Raw genomic sequence first — 20,616 nt, 5'->3', positions numbered from 1 at the left:
GCTCGCGTGCTATAGTAGGGTCTCGGTCGCTCACGTGCTGACGGGAATTCGGCCACTCGCGTGCTGGTGGGACCTCGGCCGGTCGCGGTACAACCAGACGTCGACCGCTCGTGCCACGACGAGAATCCTTTTGAACGGTGCCGAGCGTACCTCTTTCCGTGCCCGAGACTCCCGGTAACGAGGACGCGCCCGATAATGCGCCCGAGTCGTTCCGGACCGTAGCCGGCCCCGGAGAATCCCGATTCGAGGTTCGGGGATCCGAGTTCATCGGCTACGTTGCGCCCGCACACGACGTCGACGCGGCCGAGTCGTTCGTCGAACGGATTCGTGCTCACCACCCGGACGCGACCCACAACGTGCCCGCGTACCGCGTTCCCGCCGGTGGAGCGGGGAATTCCACTGAAACCCGAGGTGGGTCAGCGGCGGGCGCGAACCCGGGGACTATGCTCCGGGAGTATCACTCCGACGACGGCGAACCGACCGGCTCCGCCGGAAAGCCCGCACTGAACGTTCTCGCCCAGCGCGACGTCAGAAACGTCGTCGCGGTCGTCACCCGGTACTACGGCGGGACGAACCTCGGCGTCGGCGGCCTCGCCCGCGCGTACTCCCGGGCCGTCGCGGACGCTGTCGACGATGCGGGGGTCGTCACGACTGTCCCCCACGAGCGCTTTTCGATCACTGTGGAGTACGACGACTCCGGGACGGTCCGCGGCCTCTTGGAGAGCGCGGACGTCGAGTTCGACGCGACGTACGAGGCCGACGTCTCCTTCGCGGTCCGCGCGCCCGTCGCGACGGCTCCGGACCTCCGTGATCGGATCCGGAGCGCGACGAGCGGCAGAGCCGACATCGAACGCCGGGCGGATCCCGGACAGTAACGCTGAAACGCGTCTTTGTGTCTCCCTCGGGATACTTATTGCGCGCGGTCGAATCCGGGGTATGGTCGATATCGACTCGGAGACGCTGTTCAACGGCGCGGCGGCGGTCATCGCGACGATCGCCGTCTTCGTGTTCGTCCTCAACGTCGACCTCGGCGGGTCTCCGGTATCGAAGGCGGCGATCACCGTGCTCTTCCTCGCCGGGATCTTCGCGATCACGCAGCGGACCGACGACCGGCAGTTGGCGCTACTCGGCTACGGCGTAATCGTCGTCTCTGTCGTGGTCCTCTTTTTCGACGTCGTGAACACCTTCGATCTGGGCAACGAAGCGACCGTTCTCGGCCTCTTAGTGATCGCAGCTGTCCTCTTCGCCCTGCGGACGCGCTTCGACGAGCACAACAGACTGCTCACGGGTCGACAGACGGCGTATCTCCTCGGCGCGCTCGCGGTTCTCACTGCCGTGATTCTCGTCACCGACGTCGTGACTGGGGGACTCACGTACGAGCTGCAACCGAAGAGCCAAGTCGAGTTCGTCGAATCGCCCCGCGGGGACGTCCGCGCCGCGTCGGTCGTCGTGACGAATCCGACGCCGCTGCCCGAGCCCGTCGAGACGCCGACCTACGCGGTCTGTCTCGCGGGCGATTGGAGCGAGCACCGTCCCGCCGCCGATCCCGGACACGAGCGCCCCCCGATACGCGCTCACCTGAACGTCCAAGACGGATACAACGAGCACGTGATGGGGCTCTCCTCGAAGACGTATCCGGCGACGCTGTACCTCGACGCGGCCAACACGACCGGCGAGACGTTCCCGATCGAGCGGACCGACGGGTGCCCCGACGACGACTCCGGATCGCCCTTCATCGCGATATACGAGGGCGACGAGAACGACCCGCGCGTATACGCGGTCTGAGCGAGGGAGACCCGTTCTGCGGTCTCTTCGATGTAGTCTCCGGCAGTCGCGACGGTATCCGATCAGTCGACGATGATGTCCGCGTCCGCGTCGTGAGTCTCCTCGCGCCGCCGCGGCTGCATCTCGGTCCGATAGCGTTCGATCCAGTCCGCGAAACAGCTCGGACAGAGACGCTGGCTGTCGACCTCGGACCGGTCGACGTTCAGCTGGACCGTCCGCGCGAGAGGCTCTTCGATCGGATCACCGCAGGCGTCACAGGGCTCGCTCCCGGCCATACGTGCCCCTGCGCGGCGCGGCGGTAAAGGTGTTCACGTCGAATCGGGTCCGCTTGCGACCCATCGGTCCAACCGCACCGACGATGGCAACCGCACCCGCTCACTTCGTCCGGAACGCGCGGTCGCCGGCGTCTCCCAGTCCCGGGACGATGTACCCGTCGTCGTCGAGGTAGTCGTCGATGGAAACAGTCAGGAGGTCGGCTTCCGGGAACTCCTCGCCGACGCGGAGGAGGCCGTCGGGCGCGGAGACCGCCGAGAGAACGAACAGATCGGCGGGATCGGCACCGCCGGCGTTGAGCACGTGATCGAGAACGGCGCACATCGTTGAACCGGTCGCGAGCATCGGATCGGCCACGATGACGGTGTCGTCGGGGGAGATCTCGGGCAGTTTGACGTAGTCGATGCTGATCGGGAACTCACCCGCCTCGTCCATTCCGGCTTCCTCGTCGCGTCCGGCGCTGATGACGCCCTGTTTCGCTCGCGGGAACGCCTTCAACAGCCCCTCGACGAACGGCGTCGCCGCCCGGAGGACGTTCACGATGACGACGTCGTCGAGGCCCTTGACGCGCTCGCCGGTCGTCTCGGTCAGCGGCGTCTGGACGGTGACGTACTCGGTCTCCATCGCGCCGTCGATGATCTCGTAGCCGCAGATCCGGCCGAGTTTGACGAGCCCCTTGCGGAACGCCACCTGCTCGGTCTCGACGTCGCGGAGTCGCGAGAGCGTGTCTCTCGCGAGCGCGTGCGTGATGAGGTTCGTCCCGTCCCGCTGTTCGATGGCCATAGTCACGCTCCTCCGTCTGCGGCCTCGCCGGACTCCGACGACGACTCAGATTCCGGGTCGTACTCGTTCGCGTCGCCCTCGACCGCCGGTGCGCCGATCGCCAGCACTTCGACGGCCTCGTCGGCGTCAGAGGGGTTGTGTGCACGGTGCGGCGATCCCGGAGTCGCGGCGAACAGCGATCCAGACTCGACCCGGTACGTCTCCTCGGGGGTCTCGATGACGGCTGTGCCCGAGAGGACGTAGAACGCTTCCTCCTGTTCGTCGTGGTAGTGGTACGCGAGCGGAATCTGCTCGCCGGGCTCCGCGCGGAATCGGTTGATCGCGACGTTTTCCATCCCCGCGGCCTCCGAGAGTCGACGGAGTTCGCACGGCCGCCCCTCGACCGGTTCCACCGCGTCATCGCTCACTACGGCGTATCCCATAGTCGGTACATTTCGGTTCGGCACAAAAGCCTCTCGGGTCGACGGTGGGCGTTCGGCCGAGTTGCTGTGGTCGGACGCGCTGTAACGCACACCGTTGGTAACAACTCGGTGGCAACCTTCGACGGGTCACGCGAAAGCGTACTTGAATCCCGAGGAAACGCGCAACCTGAATATCCACTTCGTGGAATCCTCGCGCGTTAGCGCGGGGAGGATGTCAAAGCGCACCGATCACTGACTGACACGACACACGGTACCGCACATCGAGTCTCTCAGTCCCGCGCTACGGAGACCCGGAGTAGAGTTTTATACTTCCCCGGCCCAACCTCCTCCGAGACGATGGAAGAGAGTGTCTCCGGCTTCAAAGTTCGGGGGACCTGGGGAGACGTCGTCGAACACGGCGAGCGGATCACGCGCGCGCTGCGCGACGCCGGAGTCGACGGCGCGCCCTTCGAGGAGTGGGACGAGTGGCGGCCGAAGTCCCACGAGCGACTCGGCGAGGACGTGAACAAGAAGACCGCCGAACAGGCGAGCGTCGCCGAGGGGGAGGGCGAGAAGGCCGGAAAAGGCCCCGACGAGGACCTCCAGACCGCCGGCGAGCGGCTTTCCGAGTCATACGAGCACGTTGAGGAGGGTAAAGGCGACGAGGCGGTCGAGCGCTGGTCGGAGTCGCTCGGATACGTCGCCCGCGCGGCCGATTCGGCCGGTCGTCGGGCTCTCCGACGCGTCGAGGACACCGTCTACCGACGCGTGATGACCCAGCTCGCGCCGTACTACTTCGACAACGAACTCGTCAGCGCCAACATCCAGAAGTCGACCCGCGGCGAGGGCGACGTGTCGTTCATCTTCGAGGTGAACGTCAACGACGACGACCTGAAAACCGAGGTCAGCGAGCGACTCGGCGAGTTCGACGAGACGGTGACGCGCTGGCACGTCGACACCGAGAAAGAAACCGAAACCGCGGAGGCCGTCGAGGGCGTGGAGCCGCCGGCGTCTGAGGGCCGATCCGAGGCGAACACGAACGGTTCTCCCCGCTCGAAGACGAACTGATCGCGGGGCGATCGTTCGGACAGTCGATCGTCTGGACGATCGTTCCGACGGTCGATCGTCTAGGCATTCTATTCCCTTGGAACGGACAACAGTGATATCCCCGGCGACGCATCGGTCAGTATGGCAGAACCGCTCCGTGTCGAGTCCGGGGAACTGACCGGCAAAGAGATCCTCGACGCCCTCAGAGAGGGACGTCGCGTCGTCGTCGAAGCCGAACTCCTCGGCGGGATACACGAGCTTTCGCTCCGCCACGACGGGGAGACGTACTACTGCGATACGCCCACGACGCTGCACAAACACGCGGACGAGTCGGAGATGCTCGCCTGCATCGAGAAGATGGGATACGGGCGGGTCGAGTGACCTCCGATTCGCGTTCGCGTTTCCCCGTTTCTCCGCGAACTGCCGGCGACGCGAGACTTTAGTCGCGGCGGCGGCGAAGTGGTGTGTATGAGCGACGTGCCTGAGATGAGCGACCTCCTGGAGACTGAAGAACCCGGATTCCAGCAGGTCCTCGCCTGCGTCTTCGGGATCCAGCGACACGAGAGCCGGACGTACCTCACGCTGCTCGAGAACCCGGGTAGCACTGTTGCGGAACTCGCAGACAGTCTGGATCGCGATCGGAGCAACGTCAACCGCTCGCTGACGACGCTGATGGAGAAGGGGCTCGCAGAGCGCAGGCGGCGGCTCCTCGACTCGGGGGGATATATCTATCAGTACACGGCGACCGAACTCCCGGAGGCGAAGGAGATGCTTCACGCCGCCCTCGAGGAGTGGGTCGAACGCGTCCACCGCAGTATCGACGAGTACGGTACCGACTCCGACGACGCGGTGTGATTTGGTCGCGCTCGACGTGTGATCGACCGCGCTCGAACCGCCCACCTTTTCACGGCCGAACGCGACGCATCGGACAATGAGCCTCGAACTCACCGCACCCGCGCCCGACGCTCCGGAGGTCGCCGACGACGGCGTCTGGCTCGCGGACATCGAGACGGGCGAGACGTACGCGCCGTTCGACGAGATCCGATACACCGGCGAGGGCGGCAACCTGCTCGAAGTCCGGTACGCCGAGCCGCCGACCTTCGAGGACTTCCGGGGCCAGGGCCGCGGCGTCTGGCGCTACCGCGCCGCGCTCCCGTTCGATGCGGGCGTGAGCCTCCCGGAAGGGGACACGCCCCTGCACGAGGCGCCGCGCCTCCGCGAGGACATCGGCGTCGACACGCTCCGGATCAAACACGAGGGAATGAACCCGACGGGGTCGTTCAAGGACCGCGGGATGACCGTCGGCGTCCGCGTGGCGAGGGAACTCGGCGTCGGCCGCCTCGCGTGCGCGTCGACCGGAAACACGTCGGCCGCGCTCGCCGCCTACGGCGCACGCGGCGGGATGGAGACGCTCGTGCTGCTCCCGTCCGGGAAGGTCGCGGCCGGCAAGATCGCCCAGGCCGCGCTGCACGACGCTCGGATCCTCGAGGTCGACGGCAACTTCGACGCCTGCCTCGACATCGTCAAGGACCTCGCCGACCGCGGCGAGGTGTACCTCCTCAACTCGCTGAACCCCTTCCGGCTGGAGGGACAGAAGACGATCGGACTGGAGATCCTCGAGGAGTTCCGCGACGACTACGGCCGCTTCCCCGACCGTATCGTCCTGCCCGTCGGCAACGCGGGCAACACCGCCGCGCTGTACAAGGCGTTCCGCGAGCTCGTTCAGTCCGGCGCGCTGGACCCGACCGACGTACCGAAACTCACCGGCGTGCAGGCGGAGGGAGCCGCGCCGATGGTCGAGGCCGTCGAGAAGGGCTGGGCAGACACCGAGCGCTGGGACGAGGTCGAAACGCGCGCGACCGCGATCCGCATCGGCAACCCGGTCAACGCGCCGAAGGCGCTGCCCGGAATCCGCGAGACCGGCGGCACCGCCGTCGCCGTCTCCGACGAGTCGATCACCGCCGCGCAGCGGGAGCTCGCACGCGAGGGTATCGGCGTCGAACCCGCCTCCGCCGCGTCCGTGGCCGGACTGAGGAAACTCCGGGACCGCGGCGTCGTCGACGCCGACGAAGACGTCGTCTGTCTCACCACCGGTCACCTCCTGAAAGATCCCGACGCCGCGTTCGAGGCGGGCAACAAACCCGAACCGGTGCCGAACGACACCGCGGCGGTCCTCGAGCACATCGGCGCGAACTGAGCGAAATCACCGCCGAGGACGTCGAAGTTCGCTATGGGGTGCCGGTCTCGCAGCCGACCCGCTACTCCGTCTCGGTTTCGAATATCGTCGTGGTCTCGTTCGCGTCTGTCGCGGTTTCGTTTTCGTCACCGAACGGCGTCGGTTCGTCGGTCTCTGTCGTTGTTTCGGTTTCCGTCTCCTCTCCGTCTTCTGCCGTCTCCTCTCCGTCTTCTGCCGTCTCCTCTTCCTCTTCGTCCTCTTCACCATCTTCTGTCTCCTCCGACACGACAAACGGAGTAATCGCGTCGAGGACGTCCTGCTGTGACTGCGCTGCGTCGAAGGCGTCCGGGAACGGCGGCTCTCCCGTGACCTCGTTCAGCAGCGCGGCGTGGCGCGCTTCGACGCTGTGAATCGAAAGCGCGGCCGACAGGAGGTCGGGGCTCTCCACGAACGGTGCCGCGCCCGCATAGGCCGCGACCCCGGTGTTCTCGAGCACTTGGGCGATTCCGAGGAAATCTTCCACGGTCTCGACGCCGAAGTCGTAGGAGGCTTCTTCGGCGGGTGTGCCACCGAGAAGCTCTACTGCCTGCGTGAGGACGTCCACGTGAATCGACTCGTGTTCGCCGATGATCTCGACGTTGCTGTACACGTCCATCCGAATCTCCTCGCTGTAGGAATCCAGCGAGTCGGCGTCCACGAAGTCGTCCTCGTCGAAGGTCTCGAGGCCCTCGCGGTAGAACGCGTTTTCGAGGTGCTCCAGCGATAGCGCGTAGTTCAGGACGTCGATGTCAGTCCCGTCAACGTCGTCGAACGCCGGAGCCATCTCCGCTTCGGGCTCAGTGTCCTCCTCGTCGTCTTGCGCTAAGACGGATCCGCTTGCGCTACCGAGCGCGAGCAGCGTGCCCCCGACCAGCGCCGAACGGCCCAAAAAGCTCCGTCGAGAACTGTCTTGCTCGCCGAGTTGTTTCTTGACCGACGCTGCGATCCGCTCTGCGCGTGTCTCCGGGTCTGTAGGTCCTGTCATAGGTGTCGTTGGTCTCGCCAACATGCCCTCAAGGGTCCACCTATCAATTGTTATACGCTCACCCGTGAGGGGTACGGCTGGCCAATACTTGCGGTAAGATCGCCGTATTCCGCCGAAACAGTGCCGCGGTACGTACAGGCAGAACTAGGTATTCGACAGCCGGATCTCACGGGAATACGAACCCGGAGACTGCTGTGACGGCCGATTCGTCACCGTCCAGCCTACTCGTCTCCGTGCAGGCTACTCGTCCTCTCCGTTGAGCGTGAGGTATCGCACGTCGATCATCCGCTCATCGGCGAGGAGCGTCTCGATGACCTCCGCGGGAACGGGGTCGTCGAGGTTGTAGACCGTGAGCGCCTCGCTCCCGGCCTTGTCGCGTCGGGCGTTGAACATTCCCGCGATGTTGATGTCGTGCTCACCGAGGACGGAGCCGATGAAGCCGATGACGCCCGGCTTGTCGGCGTTCCGCGCGACGAGCATCTTTCCGTGCGGGATCGCGTCGACGCGGTAGCCGTCGATGCGGACGATCCGCGGGTCGTCGCCGGCGAAGAGCGTCCCACAGACGCCCAGCGACTCGTCCTCGTTTCCGACAGTGACGGTCACGAGACTCTGGAAGTCCTCCGATTGGAGCCGCTTGGTCTCGGTGACGTCGATCCCGCGCTCTTCGGCGATCTGCGGGGCGTTGACCGCGTTGACCTGCCACTCCAGCGGCTCGAAGACCCCTTTCAGTGCCGAGGCCGTCACGAGCTCGACGTTCTCGTCGGCGATGTCGCCCTCGTATGTGACTTCGATCTCGGAGATCCGGCCGTCGAGCAACTGTGCGGCGACTTTCCCGGCGGTCTCGGCGAGGCCGATATACGGGCGGATGCGCGGGAAGACGCTCTCGTCGACCGACGGCGCGTTCAGCGCGTTCATCACCGGCTCGCCGGCGAAGGCGGCGTCGATCTGGTCGGCGATCGAAGTCGCGACGTTCTCTTGGGCGGCCTCGGTCGACGCCCCGAGGTGGGGCGTGACGACGATCTCGTCGACGTCCAGCAGCGGGCTGTCCGGCGAGACGGGCTCGTCGGCGAAGACGTCGATCGCCGCTCCGTGGAGCGTGCCATCGTCTACGGCGGCCGCGAGCGCGTCCTCGTCGACGACGCCCCCGCGGGCGCAGTTGATGAGGAAGCCGCCTCCCATCCGTTCGAGTTCCGCGGTCGAGATCATTCCCTCCGTCTCCGGCGTCAGCGGCGTGTGTACGGTCAGGAAATCGGCGCGGTCTAGACAGGCATCCAGTTCGACGAGTTCGGCGCCGAGGCGGTCGGCGCGCTCCTCGCTGATGTAGGGGTCGAAGGCGACGAGGTCCATCCCGAGGCCGTCGAGGCGCTTTGCGACCTCCTGTCCGACGCGGCCGAGCCCGACGATGCCCAGCGTCTTTCCGTTGAGTTCGGTCCCGAGGTAGTCGCTTTTCGCCCACTCGCCGGCCTTCAGTCGGGCGTGTGCCTGCGGGATCGAGCGCGCGACGGCGAACGACATGGCGACGGTGTGCTCTGCGGCCGCGCGGACGTTCCCCTCGGGCGCGTTCGCGACGATGACGCCGTGTTCGGTCGCGGCGTCGATATCGATGTTGTCGACGCCGATGCCGGCCCGACCGACGATGACGAGGTCGGCCGCGGCCTCGAACACCGCCTCGTCCACTTCGGTTCCGGAGCGAACGACGAGCGCGTTGGCGTCTGCGACTGCCTCCAGAAGCGCTTCACCCGCAACGTCGTAGGCTGTCTCGACGTCGTGGCCCAGAGCCCGAAGGCGTTCGAGCCCGGCGTCGTCGATCGGATCCGTAATAAGGACCTTCATATTCTAACCCACCTCCGGTTCGCGGTTAAACGTTTCTTCATCGTCGTATACGGCCTCCTGTGTCCTGTTACCACCCGACGAGGAAGTCGTCGGATAGGTGAGTTAAAACCCTCCGCACCCGACCCTCGCGTATGCGACTCGTTGCCTTCGACTTCGACGGAACGCTCTCGGACTCGGAGATGACCGTGCTGCTCGGCGAGCGGATGGACGTCGCCGATCGGATGGCGGACATCACAGAGCGCGCGATGAACGACGAACTCTCCTACGCCGAGAGCCTCAGAGAGCGCGCGTCCCTCCTCGACGGGCTCGAAGAGGAAGACGCCGAGGAGGCCTTCGGCGAGGTTCGGCTCCGCCCCGGCGCCGCGGACCTCATCGCGCGCCTCCGCGACGCCGGCCACCACGTCGCGATCCTGACCGGCGGTTTCGAGCGCGGCGTCGAGCGCGCCCTCGAACGCGAGGGCGTCGAGGTCGACACCATCGTCGCCAACCGACTCCCGATCGAGGGCGGCCGTCTCACCGGCGAGGTGGAGGGGCCGCTCATCACCGGGACGAAGGATGACGCCCTCGAATCGCTCGCGGACGACCTCGACGTGCCGCTCTCGCGGACGGTCGCCGTCGGCGACGGTGCGAACGACCTGCCGATGCTCGAAGTCGCCGGCCTGTCGGTCGGCTACATCCCAAAGGACGCCGTCCGGCCCGCCTGCGACGCCGTCGTCGCCTCGATGTACCGGCTCGGGAAGGTGCTGGAAGGGCACAACGTGCTCCGCCGAGACGGGGAGTAGCGGATCGCGGAACCCCCCTCGCGCGGGTCACTCCGCGTCGGCGACACTGGCCCGCCGCATCGCCGCCAGATCGCCCGCCAGCGCCTCCGCGATGGCTCGCGACAGTCCCGGCGGGACGGCGTTTCCGACGACCTTCAACTGCGTGCTCTTGGGTCCCTGAAACACGTAGTCGTCGGGGAACGACTGAAGGACGGCGCACTCCCGAACGGTCCCGACGCGGTCCTCGACGGGGTGGATGAACGGCGCGTTGTGGTTCTCCTTGACGGTGATCGAGGGCTCCTCGCGCGGCAGTCGCCGCCAGCTGTCGCCGTAGCTCTCATAGAGGCTCTCGCCGGGTTCGACCTCCGCGATCCGCTCGACCATCTCCTCGGAGTGGTCCGTCTCGTCGTGGTTCGGCAGGTCTTCGATGGCCCGCTGGTCCCCCTCGCGCTCTAAGAGCGCCTCCTCGACGGTCACGTGGGGCCGAAACTGCTTCCCCGTCAGCGCCGCCTGCTTGGAAGGGCCGTGGGTCCGCTCGGGATACGTCGCCCGCGAGCCGTCGCGTCGGCCTTGGAAGATCACTCGTCGGCGGTTCTGCGGAACGCCGTAGTCGGCGGCGTTCAGCGTCTCGTAGGCGGGCTTCTCGTAGCCCGCGCGCTGGAAGCCCTCGAGGATCGCCCGCAGCGTGTCGCCGCCCTCCATCGACTTGATTCCGGGAACGTTCTCCATCACGAACGCCGCCGGCTGGACGAACTCGACGAAGTCGATGAAGTTGCCGACGAGGTAGTTGCGCTCGTCGTCGGGGTCGCGGTGGCCCGCGATGCTGAATCCCTTGCACGGCGGTCCCCCGATGACGACGTCGATCTCGCCGCGCTCGACGGGATGCGTCGCGAAGAACTCCTCGGGACCGACCGAAGAGAGGTCCGCCTGGATCGCAAGCGCGTCCTCGTGGTTGTGTTCGTACGTCGCGAGGAAGTCCGGGTTGGCGTCGACGCCCGCGACGACGTCGTAGCCGGCCTGCAGGAAGCCCTCCGAGAGACCGCCGCCGCCACAGAACAGATCGAGTACGTTGATCGATGAGCGATCGGAGTCGCGGCCCGACATTCGGCGTCTGCCGGGGATTCGTTCGCGATCGTATTTAAACGCCGCGGCACATATCGCGAACGACGATTGTGAGATCTGTCGCGAGCGGCGGGGCCGGGAGATGTCGAGGACGGATGGGCCGGGAGATGCCGGGAACGACGGGGCGATCTACCGCTTGTAGTCGACGTCGACCGCGCCGTCCGCCCGGTGGACGGTCGTCGCGCTCGGCTCGGTCTCGGCGATCGGATCGCCGTTTCGAAGCACGAGCGTTCGCGGCGCCCGCCGCCGCAGCGCGTTGAATCCGTTGGGGCTGTCGTAGACGACCAGCGAGCCCTCGTTGCCCTCGCTGAGTCCGTACTTCCCCACGTCGCCTCCGCCCGCGCCGAAGACCTCGGCGTTCGCTCCGGTGAGCATCTCCCAGAGCACGTCGACGTCGCCGCGACCCGCCATGTGGGCGTAGTGTGCGAGGATGAACGCCGCGTCCAGCGGGTCGGCGACGCCGTAGTGGTACCACGGGTCGAGCACGGAGTCGTGACCGATGCCGACCGTGACGCCGGCGGCGCGGAGCTCGTCGATTCGGGTGTGACCGCGCCGCCGCGGGTAGTCGTCGTACGCGCCCTGCAGGACGGAGTTGTCCGGGGGGTTCGTCACCACCGAGACGCCGCTCTCGGCGAGCATCGAGATCACTTTGTCCGCGTACGCGTTGTTGTACGAGTGCGTCGCCGTCGTGTGACTCGCGGTCACGCGGTCGCCGATCCCGCGCTTGATCGCCTCGCTGGCGAGGACTTCGGTGAAGCGCGATCCCGGATCGTCCGTCTCGTCGATGTGGAGATCGAGCGGGAGGCCGTGTTTCTCAGCGAGATCGCAGACGATCTCGACGCTCTTGACGCCGTCCTCGCGGGTGTACTCGTTGTGCGGGATCGCGCCGACGAGATCGACGCCCGCCTCGACGGCCTCCGCGAGGAGGTCCTCGTGGCTCTCGTCGGTGAGGATCCCGTCCTGCGGGAACGCGACCACTTGGAGGTCGACGAGGTCGGAGACGCGCGATTTCAGCTCCACGAGCGCCTCCACGGTCGTCAGTGACGGGTCCGTCGTGTCCGCGTGCGTCCGGATGCGCGTCACGCCGTGGGAGGCGTACCACTCTACGGTTTTCGTCGCCCGTTCGAGGACGTCCTCGACGGTGATGTCCCGTTTGTATTCGGCCCACACCTCGATCCCCTCCGCGAGCGTGCCGCTGTCGTTCCACGAGGGGTCGCCCGCGGTCCCCGTCGCGTCGAGGTGGACGTGCGGTTCGATGAGGGGCGGCGTCACCAGTCGACCGTCGGCGTCGTGCCGGTGATCTGCGGGGAACGCGTCTCGGTCGCCCTCGCCCGCGGGCGCGATCCTCTCGATGGCCCCGCCGCGGATCTCGACGTCGACTGCCTCGCTGTCGATCGTCCGTCCGTTCGTGACGATATAGTCGGACATTTCACTCGCAGACGCGGCCGTCTCACGGTTAACGATTTCTGCTCTCTCCGGGAATCAGTACGCGTCTGTGACAACAAATGTAGTCACCATCCCTCAATTTTATAAAAACACGGCGAAAGCGGAGACTAATGGCAACAGAAGACGACACGTCCGCGTGGCGACGGTTCGTGTTCGGGAACGAGGACCTCCCCGACCCGGACTACCCGCTCGATCACGTCCCGGGGGACGAACGCAAGGGTCTCGCGAGCATCTCCGCCGTCCTGCTCGGCTTCGTGTTTTTCGCCGGCACGCTCTGGGCCGGCGCGGAGGTCGGCGCGGCGATGGGGTTCGGCCCGATGCTCACGGCGATGGCCGTCGGCTACGCCATTCTCGGCGTCTACGTCGCGACGCTGTGCGGTATCGCCGCCAAGGCCGGGCTCACGACCGTGCTTCTGGCGCGGTACAGTTTCGGGAGGTGGGGAGCCAAGTTCGCCGACCTGATGCTCGGCGGCACGCAGGTCGGCTGGTTCGGCGTCACAATCCCGATGGTCGCCATCCCGACGGCGACGTTCTTCGGCCTCGATACGCCCACGTTCACGGCGGCGCTCATCCTCGTCTGGGGCGTCCTCCACCTCGCAACGGCGTACTTCGGCTACGAAGGAATGGAGACGCTCTCGTTCGTCGCGGTCCCGGTTCTCGTCGTCGTCGGCGTGCTGTCGATCGCTATCGCCGTACAGGACGTCGGCGGCCTCGACGGCCTGTTCTCGGCGTCCGGTGCGGGCCAGATGGGCTTTGCTGCCGCCGTGACGATCGTCGTCGGGACGTTCATCAGCGGCGGGACGCAGGCTCCGAACTGGGCGCGCTTCGCCGGTAGCACCCGGATCGGATTCTGGGCGGGGCTCATCGCGTTCCTCGTCGGCAACGGCTTTCTCTTTCTCTCCGGGGCCGTCGGCGGATCCGTCTACAACGTCACGCCCGCGGGCGACCTCTACGAAGTGCTCGCGGCCCAGGGGCTCGCCGCGGTCGGCCTCCTCGCGCTGATCTTGAACATCTGGACGACCAACGACAACGCGGCCTACGCCTTCGGTGTCGCCGGCAGCGAGGCCTTCGAGTTCGACCGCAAGCGGCCCTTCATCCTCGTCGGTGGCTCGATCGGGATCGTCCTCGCGCTCGTCGGTGCCGACAGCCTGTTGATCCCGTGGCTGTCGACGCTCGGACAGTACGTCCCGCCGCTCGGCGGCGTGCTCATCGCGGACTTCCTCCTGTGCTGGCGGATGCGCGTCCCGAAGATGGACGACGTCCGCTTCGTGAACGTCCGCTGGACGGGCGTCATAGCCTACGTCGTCGGCGCGGTCGTCGCGGTATTCACGGCCGGCCAGATCGTTCCCGGCCTCGCTGCCCCGCAGATCGTTCCGGGTCCCGTCGGCGCGGCGCTGAACGGGCTCATCGCGGCGTTCGTCGCTCATATCGCGGTCTACCATCTGCTCGAAGCGACCGGCGTCGTCGACGGCCACGACGTCGCCGACGACGCGGCGCATCTCTGAGCGTTCGCCGTCGAATTCGTTCTCCAGCGACGCCCGCCGCTCGTGTGTCACGAGCGTGCGGCCCCGTCTGTCCCACCCGAAAGCGGCGTTCCGGCCGGCAACCGCGCGCCTGACCACAACCCTGTCCGCGCGCCCAGAATTTTTATTCTACCGACACGTATCTACAGACTATGGGTATCCGGCGCGGAACGGTGCTCGGGCTGACGGGCGTCGCGGGGGCACTGATAGAGCGACAGTTCGGTATCCTAGGAACGGCCCTTCTGAATCTCACCGGCCTCGGCCCGCTTCCCGCGGTCCTCAGCTGGATCCTCGGCTGTTTCGCCGGTGTTGTCGCTGGGGATCTCGCAACCGGAATCACGGGACAGGACGTCAGCCTCGGCCGGTTGGCTGGAATCAAGAAGGGGCTCATCGCGAGCACCGTGGCCGCACTCGGGTTTTACCTCAGTTCGAACGGGCTCGTGGTCGGTCTCCTCGGGGGGCCGCTGCACTCGGTACCCGTGTTCACGCCGAGCAGTCTCCTGCTGATCGGATCGATCTGGGTCGGGGCCGTCCTCGGCGATTTCTTCGACGCCTAGCGGGTCCCGCAACGGCCGCCTCGTCGTGCTGAGCCGACAGAGTCCGTCTCAGCCGCCCGCGGCGCGCGCTTCCCGCCGCGCGGATTCGACGCTCTTCCCCTCGCGGAGCACGGCGTCGACGAACAACTCTCCGGCCTTGTACGACGAGCGGACCATCGGCCCGGACGCGCAGTAGAGGAAGCCGAGCTCCTCCTCGGCGACGCGACGCCACGTCTCGTAGGCGTCCGGATGGACGTACTCGAAGACGTCCAGATGCGACCGCGAGGGCTGGAGGTACTGCCCCAGCGTGACGACGTCGACGTCGGCCTCCCGGAGATCCGACAGCGTCTGGTAGATCTCGTGGTCGTACTCGCCGAGCCCGAGCATAATCGACGTCTTGGTGTAGATGCCGGACTCCGCCGAGACCTGTTCGAGCACCGACAGCGACTGCTCGTAGCCGGCACGGCGGTCCCGAACCGGCCACTGGAGGCGCTCGACGGTCTCGATGTTGTGCGCGATGACGTCCGGGCCCGCCTCGATGATCTCTCCCACGAGCGCCGGATCGCCTCGGAAGTCGGGGATGAGCACCTCGACGAGGATCCCGGGATCGCGGTCTTTGATCTCTCGGATCGTCCGCGCGAAGTGGCCCGCGCCCTGGTCGGGTAGGTCGTCGCGGTCGACCGAGGTGAGCACGACGTAGTCCAAGCCGATCTCGGCGACCGCATCGGCGACGCTCGCCGGCTCCTCGGGATCGAGCGCGTCCATCCCGCCGGTCTCGACGTCGCAGAAGTTACACCCGCGCGAGCAGCGATCGCCCATCAGCATAAACGTCGCCGTGCCCGGGCCGTTGCGGCCGCTCCAGCACTCACCCATATTCGGGCAGTTGGCCTCCTCACAGACCGTATGCAGGTCCCGGTCGCGGAGCGTCTGCTTGATGTCGGTGAACTGCCGTCCCGACGGCGGACGCATCTTCAGCCAGTCCGGCTTCCGCCTCCCGCTCATACTTCTCCCTTCGTCCGGCCGCGCAAAAGCCTGCGGGTTGTTGGCGGCTCTGCCCAGAACGGCTAAGTAGTGCTGCCGTGGCGACAGTACTATGAGCGTGAACACGACTCAGGCTATCGGCGATTTCGAGGACCTCCTCGACGAACAGTCGGTTTCGGACTCCGAGCGCGACTCGCTGGTCGACGATCTCCGGGGCGTGATCCGGCGGTACGAGGAGATCGAACAGGAAGCCGGCGAACTCGTTCGCGATGTCGCCGGCGGCGGCGAGCCAGTGACTGTCGGGAGCCTCGGCGCGAACAGCGACGCGGTCCGCGAATGGGCGAGCGAGAACCCCGAAACCACCGCGGAGATCGAGGAGCTCAAGGCCGATCTGAACCGGCTCCTCCGACCGGCCGGGCTGAGTTTGGACGAGGACTTCAACCTCCTCGGCGGCCCGGGCCCCGACGAGACGTTCGGCGAGACACTCGGCGAACTCTGTAGCGGTATCGCCCTCCCGTACGTCGTCGTCGACTACGCTTCCTGAGCGGGACGTCTCCCGATCGGGGGCCCCTGAGCGGACGAGAGCCCCGGAACGATCGCGACACTGCGGATAACTCACCGCACTTCGGAACGATCGCGACACTGCGGATCGAGGTGTGGGCAAACAGTCGACACCCTCGTAGCCGACGCCTCGCCGCCGGCTCGTCGATCTCCGATCCCGCGTCGACGTGCCGAGCAACCGCGACCCGACGCGGGGCTGCTGTCAGATCACGAGCGTGTTGGCCGCGCCTTCGCGTATAAACGCTCGCCGGCGCCGGCGACTCGGTGCCGCCGCCGACCCGCCGGCGACCCGACGGTGGCGTCCGCGCGGATGGAGAAACGACTTTGCCGCCGGAGGTCCCCTATCGCGTATGACTCGCTCCGCTTCGGTCTCCCCCCTGACTCACTTCGTTCCGACGGGTGTCGCTTCTGTCCCGCCCGCTCGGAGGTGCGACGCGTGAAAGTCGCTGACGTCGTCCCCGAGTTCGCCGACGCGTTCGGCTTCGAGGAGTTCAATCGGATGCAGCGCGAGGCCGCGCCGGCGATCCTCGAACGCGACGACAACGTCGTCGCGGCCGCGCCGACCGCGTCGGGGAAGACCGCGCTCGCGGAACTCGCGATCTGTCGGACGCTCGCCGACGGCGGGACCGCCCTGTTCATCGCGCCGCTGCGCGCGCTCACCAACGAGAAGGAGTCCGAGTGGGAACGCTTCGAGGAGATGGGGTACTCCGTCTACGTCGTCACCGGCGAGCGCGATCTGAACCCCCGGCGCGCCGAGCGCGCGGACATCCTCGTGATGACGCCGGAGAAGACCGACTCCGCGACGAGAAAGCACGACTCCGCGCGCTACTCGTTCATCGCGGACGTCGACTGCTGCGTCATCGACGAGGTCCACCTGCTGGATTCGGACACGCGGGGCGGGGTCCTCGAGGTGACCGTCTCGCGGCTCCGGCGCATCTGCGACCCGCGCGTCGTCGCGCTCTCGGCGACGATGCCGAACATCGAGGACGTCGCGGCGTGGCTGGACGCCCCGCCGGCGACGACGTTCGAGTTCGACGAGAGCTACCGCCCGGTCGACCTGCACGCGGGCGTGAAGACCTACTCCCACGGGGACAACTCCTTCGCGGACAAGTACATCCGACTCTACCGCGCGCTCGACCTCGCCGAGGAGCACATCCGCGACGACGGACAGGCGCTCGTGTTCGTCTCCTCGCGACAGGACACGGTCCGCGCGGCCGGCAAGTCCCGGGACGTGATCGCAGAGCGCGACATCCCGATGGGCGCGCGCGGCGACTACGACTTCCACACCGACGCGAAGGAACTCGACGACGACGCGCTCGCGAAGTCCGCCCCCGACGGGGTGGCCTTCCACCACGCTGGGCTCTCGAAGCGCGACCGCGACCGCGTCGAGCAGTGGTTCAAGGAGGGGAAGATCCAACTGCTCTTCTCGACGTCGACGCTCGCGTGGGGCGTGAACCTCCCGGCGCGGTGTGTGGTCATCCGAGACACCAAATACCACGACCCGCTGGAGGGCGAGGTCGACATCTCGCCGCTCGACATCCTCCAGATGCTCGGGCGGGCGGGCCGCCCCGGCTACGACGACGTCGGCTACGGGTGGGTCGTCTGCGACGGCTCGGACGCCGACAAATACCGGCGGTTGCTCCGCGAGGGCAAAGAGATCGAATCGCGGCTCTCCGAGGATCTGGACTCCCATCTCAACGCCGAGATCGCGATGGGGACGATCCGCGACCTCGACGACGTGCTCTCGTGGCTGGAGACGACGTTCTACTACCGGCGAGCGAAGTCGAAGCCGGCCGAGTACGACTTCGAGAACCTCCGCGAGCGCGTCCGCGAGACGCTCGAATCGCTCGTCGCGCGCGGCTTCGTCGAGATGGGCGAGGACCTCTCGGTCGGCGGGACCGCACTCGGCAGGCTCGCCTCGAAGTACTACCTCAGACTGGAGACCGCAGAGCGATTTCACGACCTCTGTGAGCGCGAAACGATCGACGCCGACGGGATCCTCGAAACGGTCGCTGGCGCCGAGGAGTTCCACTCCGTCTCGCCGCGGCAGTCCGAGTCCGACGCCGTCGACGCGGTCCTCTCGGAGGTCGCGACCGACCTCGAGGACGGCCCGCGGAAGGTGCTCGCGATCCTCCACGCGGGGATGCAGGACCGCACGCCGGCGGACCTCCGCTCGGACGCGTGGATCATCCGACAGAACGCGCTTAGGCTGCTCTCGGCGCTCCGCGAGTTCCTCGCGGAGTTCGCCGGGCCGCGCGCGGCCAACCTCGCCCGCCGGGTCGAGGCGCGGGTCGAACACGGCGTCCCGCGCGACGCGGTCGGGCTCACCGCGGTCGACGGCATCGGGCCGAACCGGGCGCGGACGCTCGCGACGGGCGGGCTTCACAGCCCCGCAGACGTCGTCGACGCCGGCTCCGAGGAGCTCCAGCGCGCCGGCCTCGCTGCGGGGGTCGCCGACCGGATCGTCGAGAACGCCCGGTCGTTCCCCGCGATCGACGTCTCGTGGGGCGACTTCCCGAGCAGCATCGCCGTCGGAACGAACGAGATGTGCGAGGTCACCGTCCGCAACGCCGGCGGCGGCGGAGCGGTCGGGATCCGCGTGACGGTGAACGGCGTCGAGATGACCACCAAGGAGGCCTACCTCTCGGACTCGGTGAGCGTCCCGGTGGGCGTCTTCGGAGCGAACGCCGAGGAACTGGCGTTCGTCGTCGAAGTGACGTTCCCCGACGAGCCGCTGCACCCAGTCAGGGCGACGCGGACGGTCGGCGTCGAAAAGTAGGGAGACCGGGACTACCCGACCAGGGCCGCGCGCAGTTCCTCGACGCCGTCGACGACGACGTCGGCGCGGGAGAGGTCGAGATCCGCGTTGTGCGTCGATCGGAACGCCACGGTGAACGCGCCCGCGCGAACGGCGGATTCGATGCCGTTGATCGAGTCCTCGACGACGACGCACGCTTCGGGGTCAACCCCGAGCTTCGCCGCGGCGCGCTCGTAGATGTACGGCTCCGGCTTTCCGGGTTCGTCGATCTCCTCGCCGCTCAGGACGAGGTCCAGCGACCCGAGATCGAACCGCTCGCGGACGGTCTCGATCCACGACCGCCGGGCCGAGGAGACGATTGCGAGCGCCCGCCCGTCGGTCCGGAGGTCGGCGAACAACTCGGGCATACCCGCCGTGAGCGCGACGTCCTCACCGTACAGCGACTGCGCGCGCTCGTCGTACGCCGCGGCGAACTCGTCTCTCGACACCGCGGCCCCGTACGTCGAATCGAGGTAGTCGTAGATCTCGTAGAACAGCATCCCCGTCACTTCCTCGTGTGCGGGGGTACCGCCGACGATCGCCTCCGAGAACACCCACTCGTCCTCGAAGCGGTGCCAGTACGTCTCGGAGTCGACCAGCACGCCGTCCATATCGAACAGCACTGCGTCGTCGGGAACGTCCATACTGTCCGGTCCGGGACGCTCGCCCAAATGCCTTCGTGCGATGCGGTTTCACGGCTCACAGGCCGGGGGTCACCCGTCCCGTCCGGCCGAACGTATATCATCAATGACGGGACCACGCCCCCTGTATGTCCGAGACCATTCGCGTCTTTGCCGGCGACTGCACGACGACCTTCGAGGGGGCCCGCGCCCGCACTCAGCGCGGTCGCGTCGCGATCGTCGTCAAACCCGACCGCACCGTCTTAGTCCACGACGCCGACGGCTACCAGCCGGTCGCGTGGCTGACCCGCCCCGACTCGCTGACCGTCGAGACCGACGAGGGCGGCTTCGGGCTCCTCGCTCGCGCCGGCGAGCAGGTCCTTCGGGTCGTCTCCCACGAGAGCTCCGGGTGGGTCGAGTACCCCGTGACGGAGGCCGGCGTGCCGGTCGGCTCCCACCCCGAAACGGGCGACCCGCTGGTCCGCGCGGGCGGGGCGGTCCGCGGCCTCGACACGGGCGTTCGGTACCCCCTCCCGGCGGGCGCGACCGTCCTCGATGACACCTGCGACGACTGCGGCCTCCCGAAGATCCGAGCGGAGGCGGGCGACGCCTTCGAGCTCTGTCTCGACCGCGCCTGCGAGTCGCTGGACGAAGCCGTCCGCGAGCGGTTCGACCGCGAGTGGACGTGTCCCGAGTGCGGCTCGGACCTCCGGATCATCCGCCGCGGCGGCCGCCTCCTCGCGGGCTGCGACGCGTATCCCGACTGTGAGACGGCCTTTGCGATCCCCGCGGGAGTCGTCGTCGACGAGTGCGACTGCGGCCTCCCCGTTTTCGAGACCGCGCGCGGTCGGCGGTGTCTCGACGGGACCTGCGAGCGGTTCGAGCGGTAGCGACCCCTCGCGCGTCCAACCGACCTGATCGCAGGCCCTATGTTCTCGCCGGCCCCG

General features: G+C 67.3%; 21 protein-coding genes. 12 read left to right on the top strand and 9 right to left on the bottom strand.

Translation table 11 applies throughout. The annotated features are described in order from the left end of the window. The first annotated feature begins 158 nt into the window (after positions 1-158). Positions 159-875 carry a YigZ family protein gene (locus ACT3HL_RS16825; RefSeq protein ID WP_445087914.1) on the top strand — a complete coding sequence of 239 codons (717 nt, stop codon included), beginning with the start codon at positions 159-161 and terminating at the stop codon, positions 873-875. Positions 876-936: 61 nt separating this feature from the next. Beyond that, positions 937-1,785, top strand: a complete 849-nt coding sequence (locus tag ACT3HL_RS16820; protein ID WP_445087913.1) for a hypothetical protein — start codon at positions 937-939, stop codon at positions 1,783-1,785. A gap of 62 nt (positions 1,786-1,847) precedes the next feature. Here ACT3HL_RS16820 and ACT3HL_RS16815 read toward each other — a convergent pair whose 3' ends face one another. From ACT3HL_RS16815 to ACT3HL_RS16805, 3 genes are all read right to left on the bottom strand, one after another. Next, positions 1,848-2,060, bottom strand: a complete 213-nt coding sequence (locus tag ACT3HL_RS16815; RefSeq protein WP_445087912.1) for a DUF7569 family protein — start codon at positions 2,058-2,060, stop codon at positions 1,848-1,850. A gap of 100 nt (positions 2,061-2,160) precedes the next feature. After that, positions 2,161-2,841, bottom strand: a complete 681-nt coding sequence (gene upp, locus ACT3HL_RS16810) for a uracil phosphoribosyltransferase (RefSeq protein WP_445087911.1) — start codon at positions 2,839-2,841, stop codon at positions 2,161-2,163. Positions 2,842-2,843: 2 nt separating this feature from the next. After that, a complete protein-coding gene (locus ACT3HL_RS16805) occupies positions 2,844-3,263 on the bottom strand; it encodes a cupin domain-containing protein (protein ID WP_445087910.1) in 420 nt (139 codons plus the stop codon). 336 nt (positions 3,264-3,599) lie between these two features. Between ACT3HL_RS16805 and ACT3HL_RS16800 the strand changes: the two genes are divergently transcribed. From ACT3HL_RS16800 to thrC, 4 genes are all read left to right on the top strand, one after another. After that, on the top strand, positions 3,600-4,310 hold the full coding sequence (locus ACT3HL_RS16800; RefSeq protein WP_445087909.1) for a DUF5828 family protein: 711 nt from the start codon (positions 3,600-3,602) through the stop codon (positions 4,308-4,310). 120 nt (positions 4,311-4,430) lie between these two features. After that, positions 4,431-4,670 carry a hypothetical protein gene (locus ACT3HL_RS16795; RefSeq protein ID WP_445087908.1) on the top strand — a complete coding sequence of 80 codons (240 nt, stop codon included), beginning with the start codon at positions 4,431-4,433 and terminating at the stop codon, positions 4,668-4,670. 87 nt (positions 4,671-4,757) lie between these two features. Beyond that, entirely contained in the window at positions 4,758-5,144 is a 387-nt protein-coding gene (locus tag ACT3HL_RS16790; protein ID WP_445087907.1) for a helix-turn-helix domain-containing protein, read from the top strand. A 76-nt stretch (positions 5,145-5,220) separates the two neighbouring features. Continuing rightward, on the top strand, positions 5,221-6,486 hold the full coding sequence (thrC, locus tag ACT3HL_RS16785) for a threonine synthase (protein WP_445087906.1): 1,266 nt from the start codon (positions 5,221-5,223) through the stop codon (positions 6,484-6,486). A gap of 61 nt (positions 6,487-6,547) precedes the next feature. Here the strand turns inward: thrC and ACT3HL_RS16780 are convergent, their stop codons facing one another. Both ACT3HL_RS16780 and serA read right to left on the bottom strand, forming a co-directional pair. Then, positions 6,548-7,489: a ferritin-like domain-containing protein gene (locus ACT3HL_RS16780; protein WP_445087905.1), complete on the bottom strand. Its 942-nt coding sequence runs from the start codon at positions 7,487-7,489 to the stop codon at positions 6,548-6,550. Positions 7,490-7,729: 240 nt separating this feature from the next. Next, the gene (serA, locus tag ACT3HL_RS16775) at positions 7,730-9,322 is read right to left on the bottom strand and encodes a phosphoglycerate dehydrogenase (RefSeq protein ID WP_445087904.1); all 1,593 of its coding nucleotides are present in this window, start codon (positions 9,320-9,322) and stop codon (positions 7,730-7,732) included. A 131-nt stretch (positions 9,323-9,453) separates the two neighbouring features. Here serA and serB point away from each other — a divergent pair, with 131 nt between their 5' ends. Continuing rightward, positions 9,454-10,104: a phosphoserine phosphatase SerB gene (gene serB, locus ACT3HL_RS16770; RefSeq protein ID WP_445087903.1), complete on the top strand. Its 651-nt coding sequence runs from the start codon at positions 9,454-9,456 to the stop codon at positions 10,102-10,104. A 27-nt stretch (positions 10,105-10,131) separates the two neighbouring features. Here the strand turns inward: serB and ACT3HL_RS16765 are convergent, their stop codons facing one another. Both ACT3HL_RS16765 and ACT3HL_RS16760 read right to left on the bottom strand, forming a co-directional pair. Continuing rightward, positions 10,132-11,187 (bottom strand): DNA (cytosine-5-)-methyltransferase, encoded by a 1,056-nt coding sequence (locus tag ACT3HL_RS16765; RefSeq protein ID WP_445087902.1) that lies wholly within the window; start codon positions 11,185-11,187, stop codon positions 10,132-10,134. Positions 11,188-11,334: 147 nt separating this feature from the next. Then, a complete protein-coding gene (locus ACT3HL_RS16760) occupies positions 11,335-12,633 on the bottom strand; it encodes an amidohydrolase family protein (protein WP_445087901.1) in 1,299 nt (432 codons plus the stop codon). Positions 12,634-12,761: 128 nt separating this feature from the next. Here ACT3HL_RS16760 and codB point away from each other — a divergent pair, with 128 nt between their 5' ends. Together codB and ACT3HL_RS16750 are read left to right on the top strand one after the other, a co-directional pair. Beyond that, positions 12,762-14,156 (top strand): cytosine permease, encoded by a 1,395-nt coding sequence (codB, locus tag ACT3HL_RS16755; RefSeq protein WP_445087900.1) that lies wholly within the window; start codon positions 12,762-12,764, stop codon positions 14,154-14,156. Between the two features lie 170 nt (positions 14,157-14,326). Next, a complete protein-coding gene (locus tag ACT3HL_RS16750; protein ID WP_445087899.1) occupies positions 14,327-14,731 on the top strand; it encodes a hypothetical protein in 405 nt (134 codons plus the stop codon). 48 nt (positions 14,732-14,779) lie between these two features. On the opposite strand, the gene lipA is transcribed toward ACT3HL_RS16750, so the two are convergent. Continuing rightward, positions 14,780-15,712 (bottom strand): lipoyl synthase, encoded by a 933-nt coding sequence (lipA, locus tag ACT3HL_RS16745; protein ID WP_445087898.1) that lies wholly within the window; start codon positions 15,710-15,712, stop codon positions 14,780-14,782. 91 nt (positions 15,713-15,803) lie between these two features. Between lipA and ACT3HL_RS16740 the strand changes: the two genes are divergently transcribed. Both ACT3HL_RS16740 and ACT3HL_RS16735 read left to right on the top strand, forming a co-directional pair. Further along, entirely contained in the window at positions 15,804-16,235 is a 432-nt protein-coding gene (locus ACT3HL_RS16740) for a hypothetical protein (RefSeq protein WP_445087897.1), read from the top strand. A gap of 453 nt (positions 16,236-16,688) precedes the next feature. Then, positions 16,689-19,031 carry a DEAD/DEAH box helicase gene (locus tag ACT3HL_RS16735; protein ID WP_445087896.1) on the top strand — a complete coding sequence of 781 codons (2,343 nt, stop codon included), beginning with the start codon at positions 16,689-16,691 and terminating at the stop codon, positions 19,029-19,031. A gap of 11 nt (positions 19,032-19,042) precedes the next feature. On the opposite strand, the gene ACT3HL_RS16730 is transcribed toward ACT3HL_RS16735, so the two are convergent. Continuing rightward, positions 19,043-19,693: an HAD-IA family hydrolase gene (locus ACT3HL_RS16730; protein ID WP_445087895.1), complete on the bottom strand. Its 651-nt coding sequence runs from the start codon at positions 19,691-19,693 to the stop codon at positions 19,043-19,045. Positions 19,694-19,818: 125 nt separating this feature from the next. Between ACT3HL_RS16730 and ACT3HL_RS16725 the strand changes: the two genes are divergently transcribed. Next, positions 19,819-20,559 carry a DUF91 domain-containing protein gene (locus tag ACT3HL_RS16725; protein WP_445087894.1) on the top strand — a complete coding sequence of 247 codons (741 nt, stop codon included), beginning with the start codon at positions 19,819-19,821 and terminating at the stop codon, positions 20,557-20,559. Positions 20,560-20,616: the final 57 nt, after the last annotated feature.

The organism is Halobellus sp. GM3 (genome assembly GCF_052545375.1).
The sequence above is the reverse complement of the archived record's forward strand: the minus strand, read 5'-3'. Positions and strand labels throughout refer to the sequence as shown.

Coding starts and splice junctions, on each gene's coding strand:
- ACT3HL_RS16820 (WP_445087913.1), top strand. CDS start 937: ATGGTCGATATCGACTCGGAGACGCTGTTCAACGGCGCGGCGGCGGTC.
- ACT3HL_RS16815 (WP_445087912.1), bottom strand. CDS start 2,060: ATGGCCGGGAGCGAGCCCTGTGACGCCTGCGGTGATCCGATCGAAGAG.
- upp (WP_445087911.1), bottom strand. CDS start 2,841: ATGGCCATCGAACAGCGGGACGGGACGAACCTCATCACGCACGCGCTC.
- ACT3HL_RS16805 (WP_445087910.1), bottom strand. CDS start 3,263: ATGGGATACGCCGTAGTGAGCGATGACGCGGTGGAACCGGTCGAGGGG.
- ACT3HL_RS16800 (WP_445087909.1), top strand. CDS start 3,600: ATGGAAGAGAGTGTCTCCGGCTTCAAAGTTCGGGGGACCTGGGGAGAC.
- ACT3HL_RS16795 (WP_445087908.1), top strand. CDS start 4,431: ATGGCAGAACCGCTCCGTGTCGAGTCCGGGGAACTGACCGGCAAAGAG.
- ACT3HL_RS16790 (WP_445087907.1), top strand. CDS start 4,758: ATGAGCGACGTGCCTGAGATGAGCGACCTCCTGGAGACTGAAGAACCC.
- thrC (WP_445087906.1), top strand. CDS start 5,221: ATGAGCCTCGAACTCACCGCACCCGCGCCCGACGCTCCGGAGGTCGCC.
- ACT3HL_RS16780 (WP_445087905.1), bottom strand. CDS start 7,489: ATGACAGGACCTACAGACCCGGAGACACGCGCAGAGCGGATCGCAGCG.
- serA (WP_445087904.1), bottom strand. CDS start 9,322: ATGAAGGTCCTTATTACGGATCCGATCGACGACGCCGGGCTCGAACGC.
- serB (WP_445087903.1), top strand. CDS start 9,454: ATGCGACTCGTTGCCTTCGACTTCGACGGAACGCTCTCGGACTCGGAG.
- ACT3HL_RS16765 (WP_445087902.1), bottom strand. CDS start 11,187: ATGTCGGGCCGCGACTCCGATCGCTCATCGATCAACGTACTCGATCTG.
- ACT3HL_RS16760 (WP_445087901.1), bottom strand. CDS start 12,633: ATGTCCGACTATATCGTCACGAACGGACGGACGATCGACAGCGAGGCA.
- codB (WP_445087900.1), top strand. CDS start 12,762: ATGGCAACAGAAGACGACACGTCCGCGTGGCGACGGTTCGTGTTCGGG.
- ACT3HL_RS16750 (WP_445087899.1), top strand. CDS start 14,327: ATGGGTATCCGGCGCGGAACGGTGCTCGGGCTGACGGGCGTCGCGGGG.
- lipA (WP_445087898.1), bottom strand. CDS start 15,712: ATGAGCGGGAGGCGGAAGCCGGACTGGCTGAAGATGCGTCCGCCGTCG.
- ACT3HL_RS16740 (WP_445087897.1), top strand. CDS start 15,804: ATGAGCGTGAACACGACTCAGGCTATCGGCGATTTCGAGGACCTCCTC.
- ACT3HL_RS16730 (WP_445087895.1), bottom strand. CDS start 19,693: ATGGACGTTCCCGACGACGCAGTGCTGTTCGATATGGACGGCGTGCTG.
- ACT3HL_RS16725 (WP_445087894.1), top strand. CDS start 19,819: ATGTCCGAGACCATTCGCGTCTTTGCCGGCGACTGCACGACGACCTTC.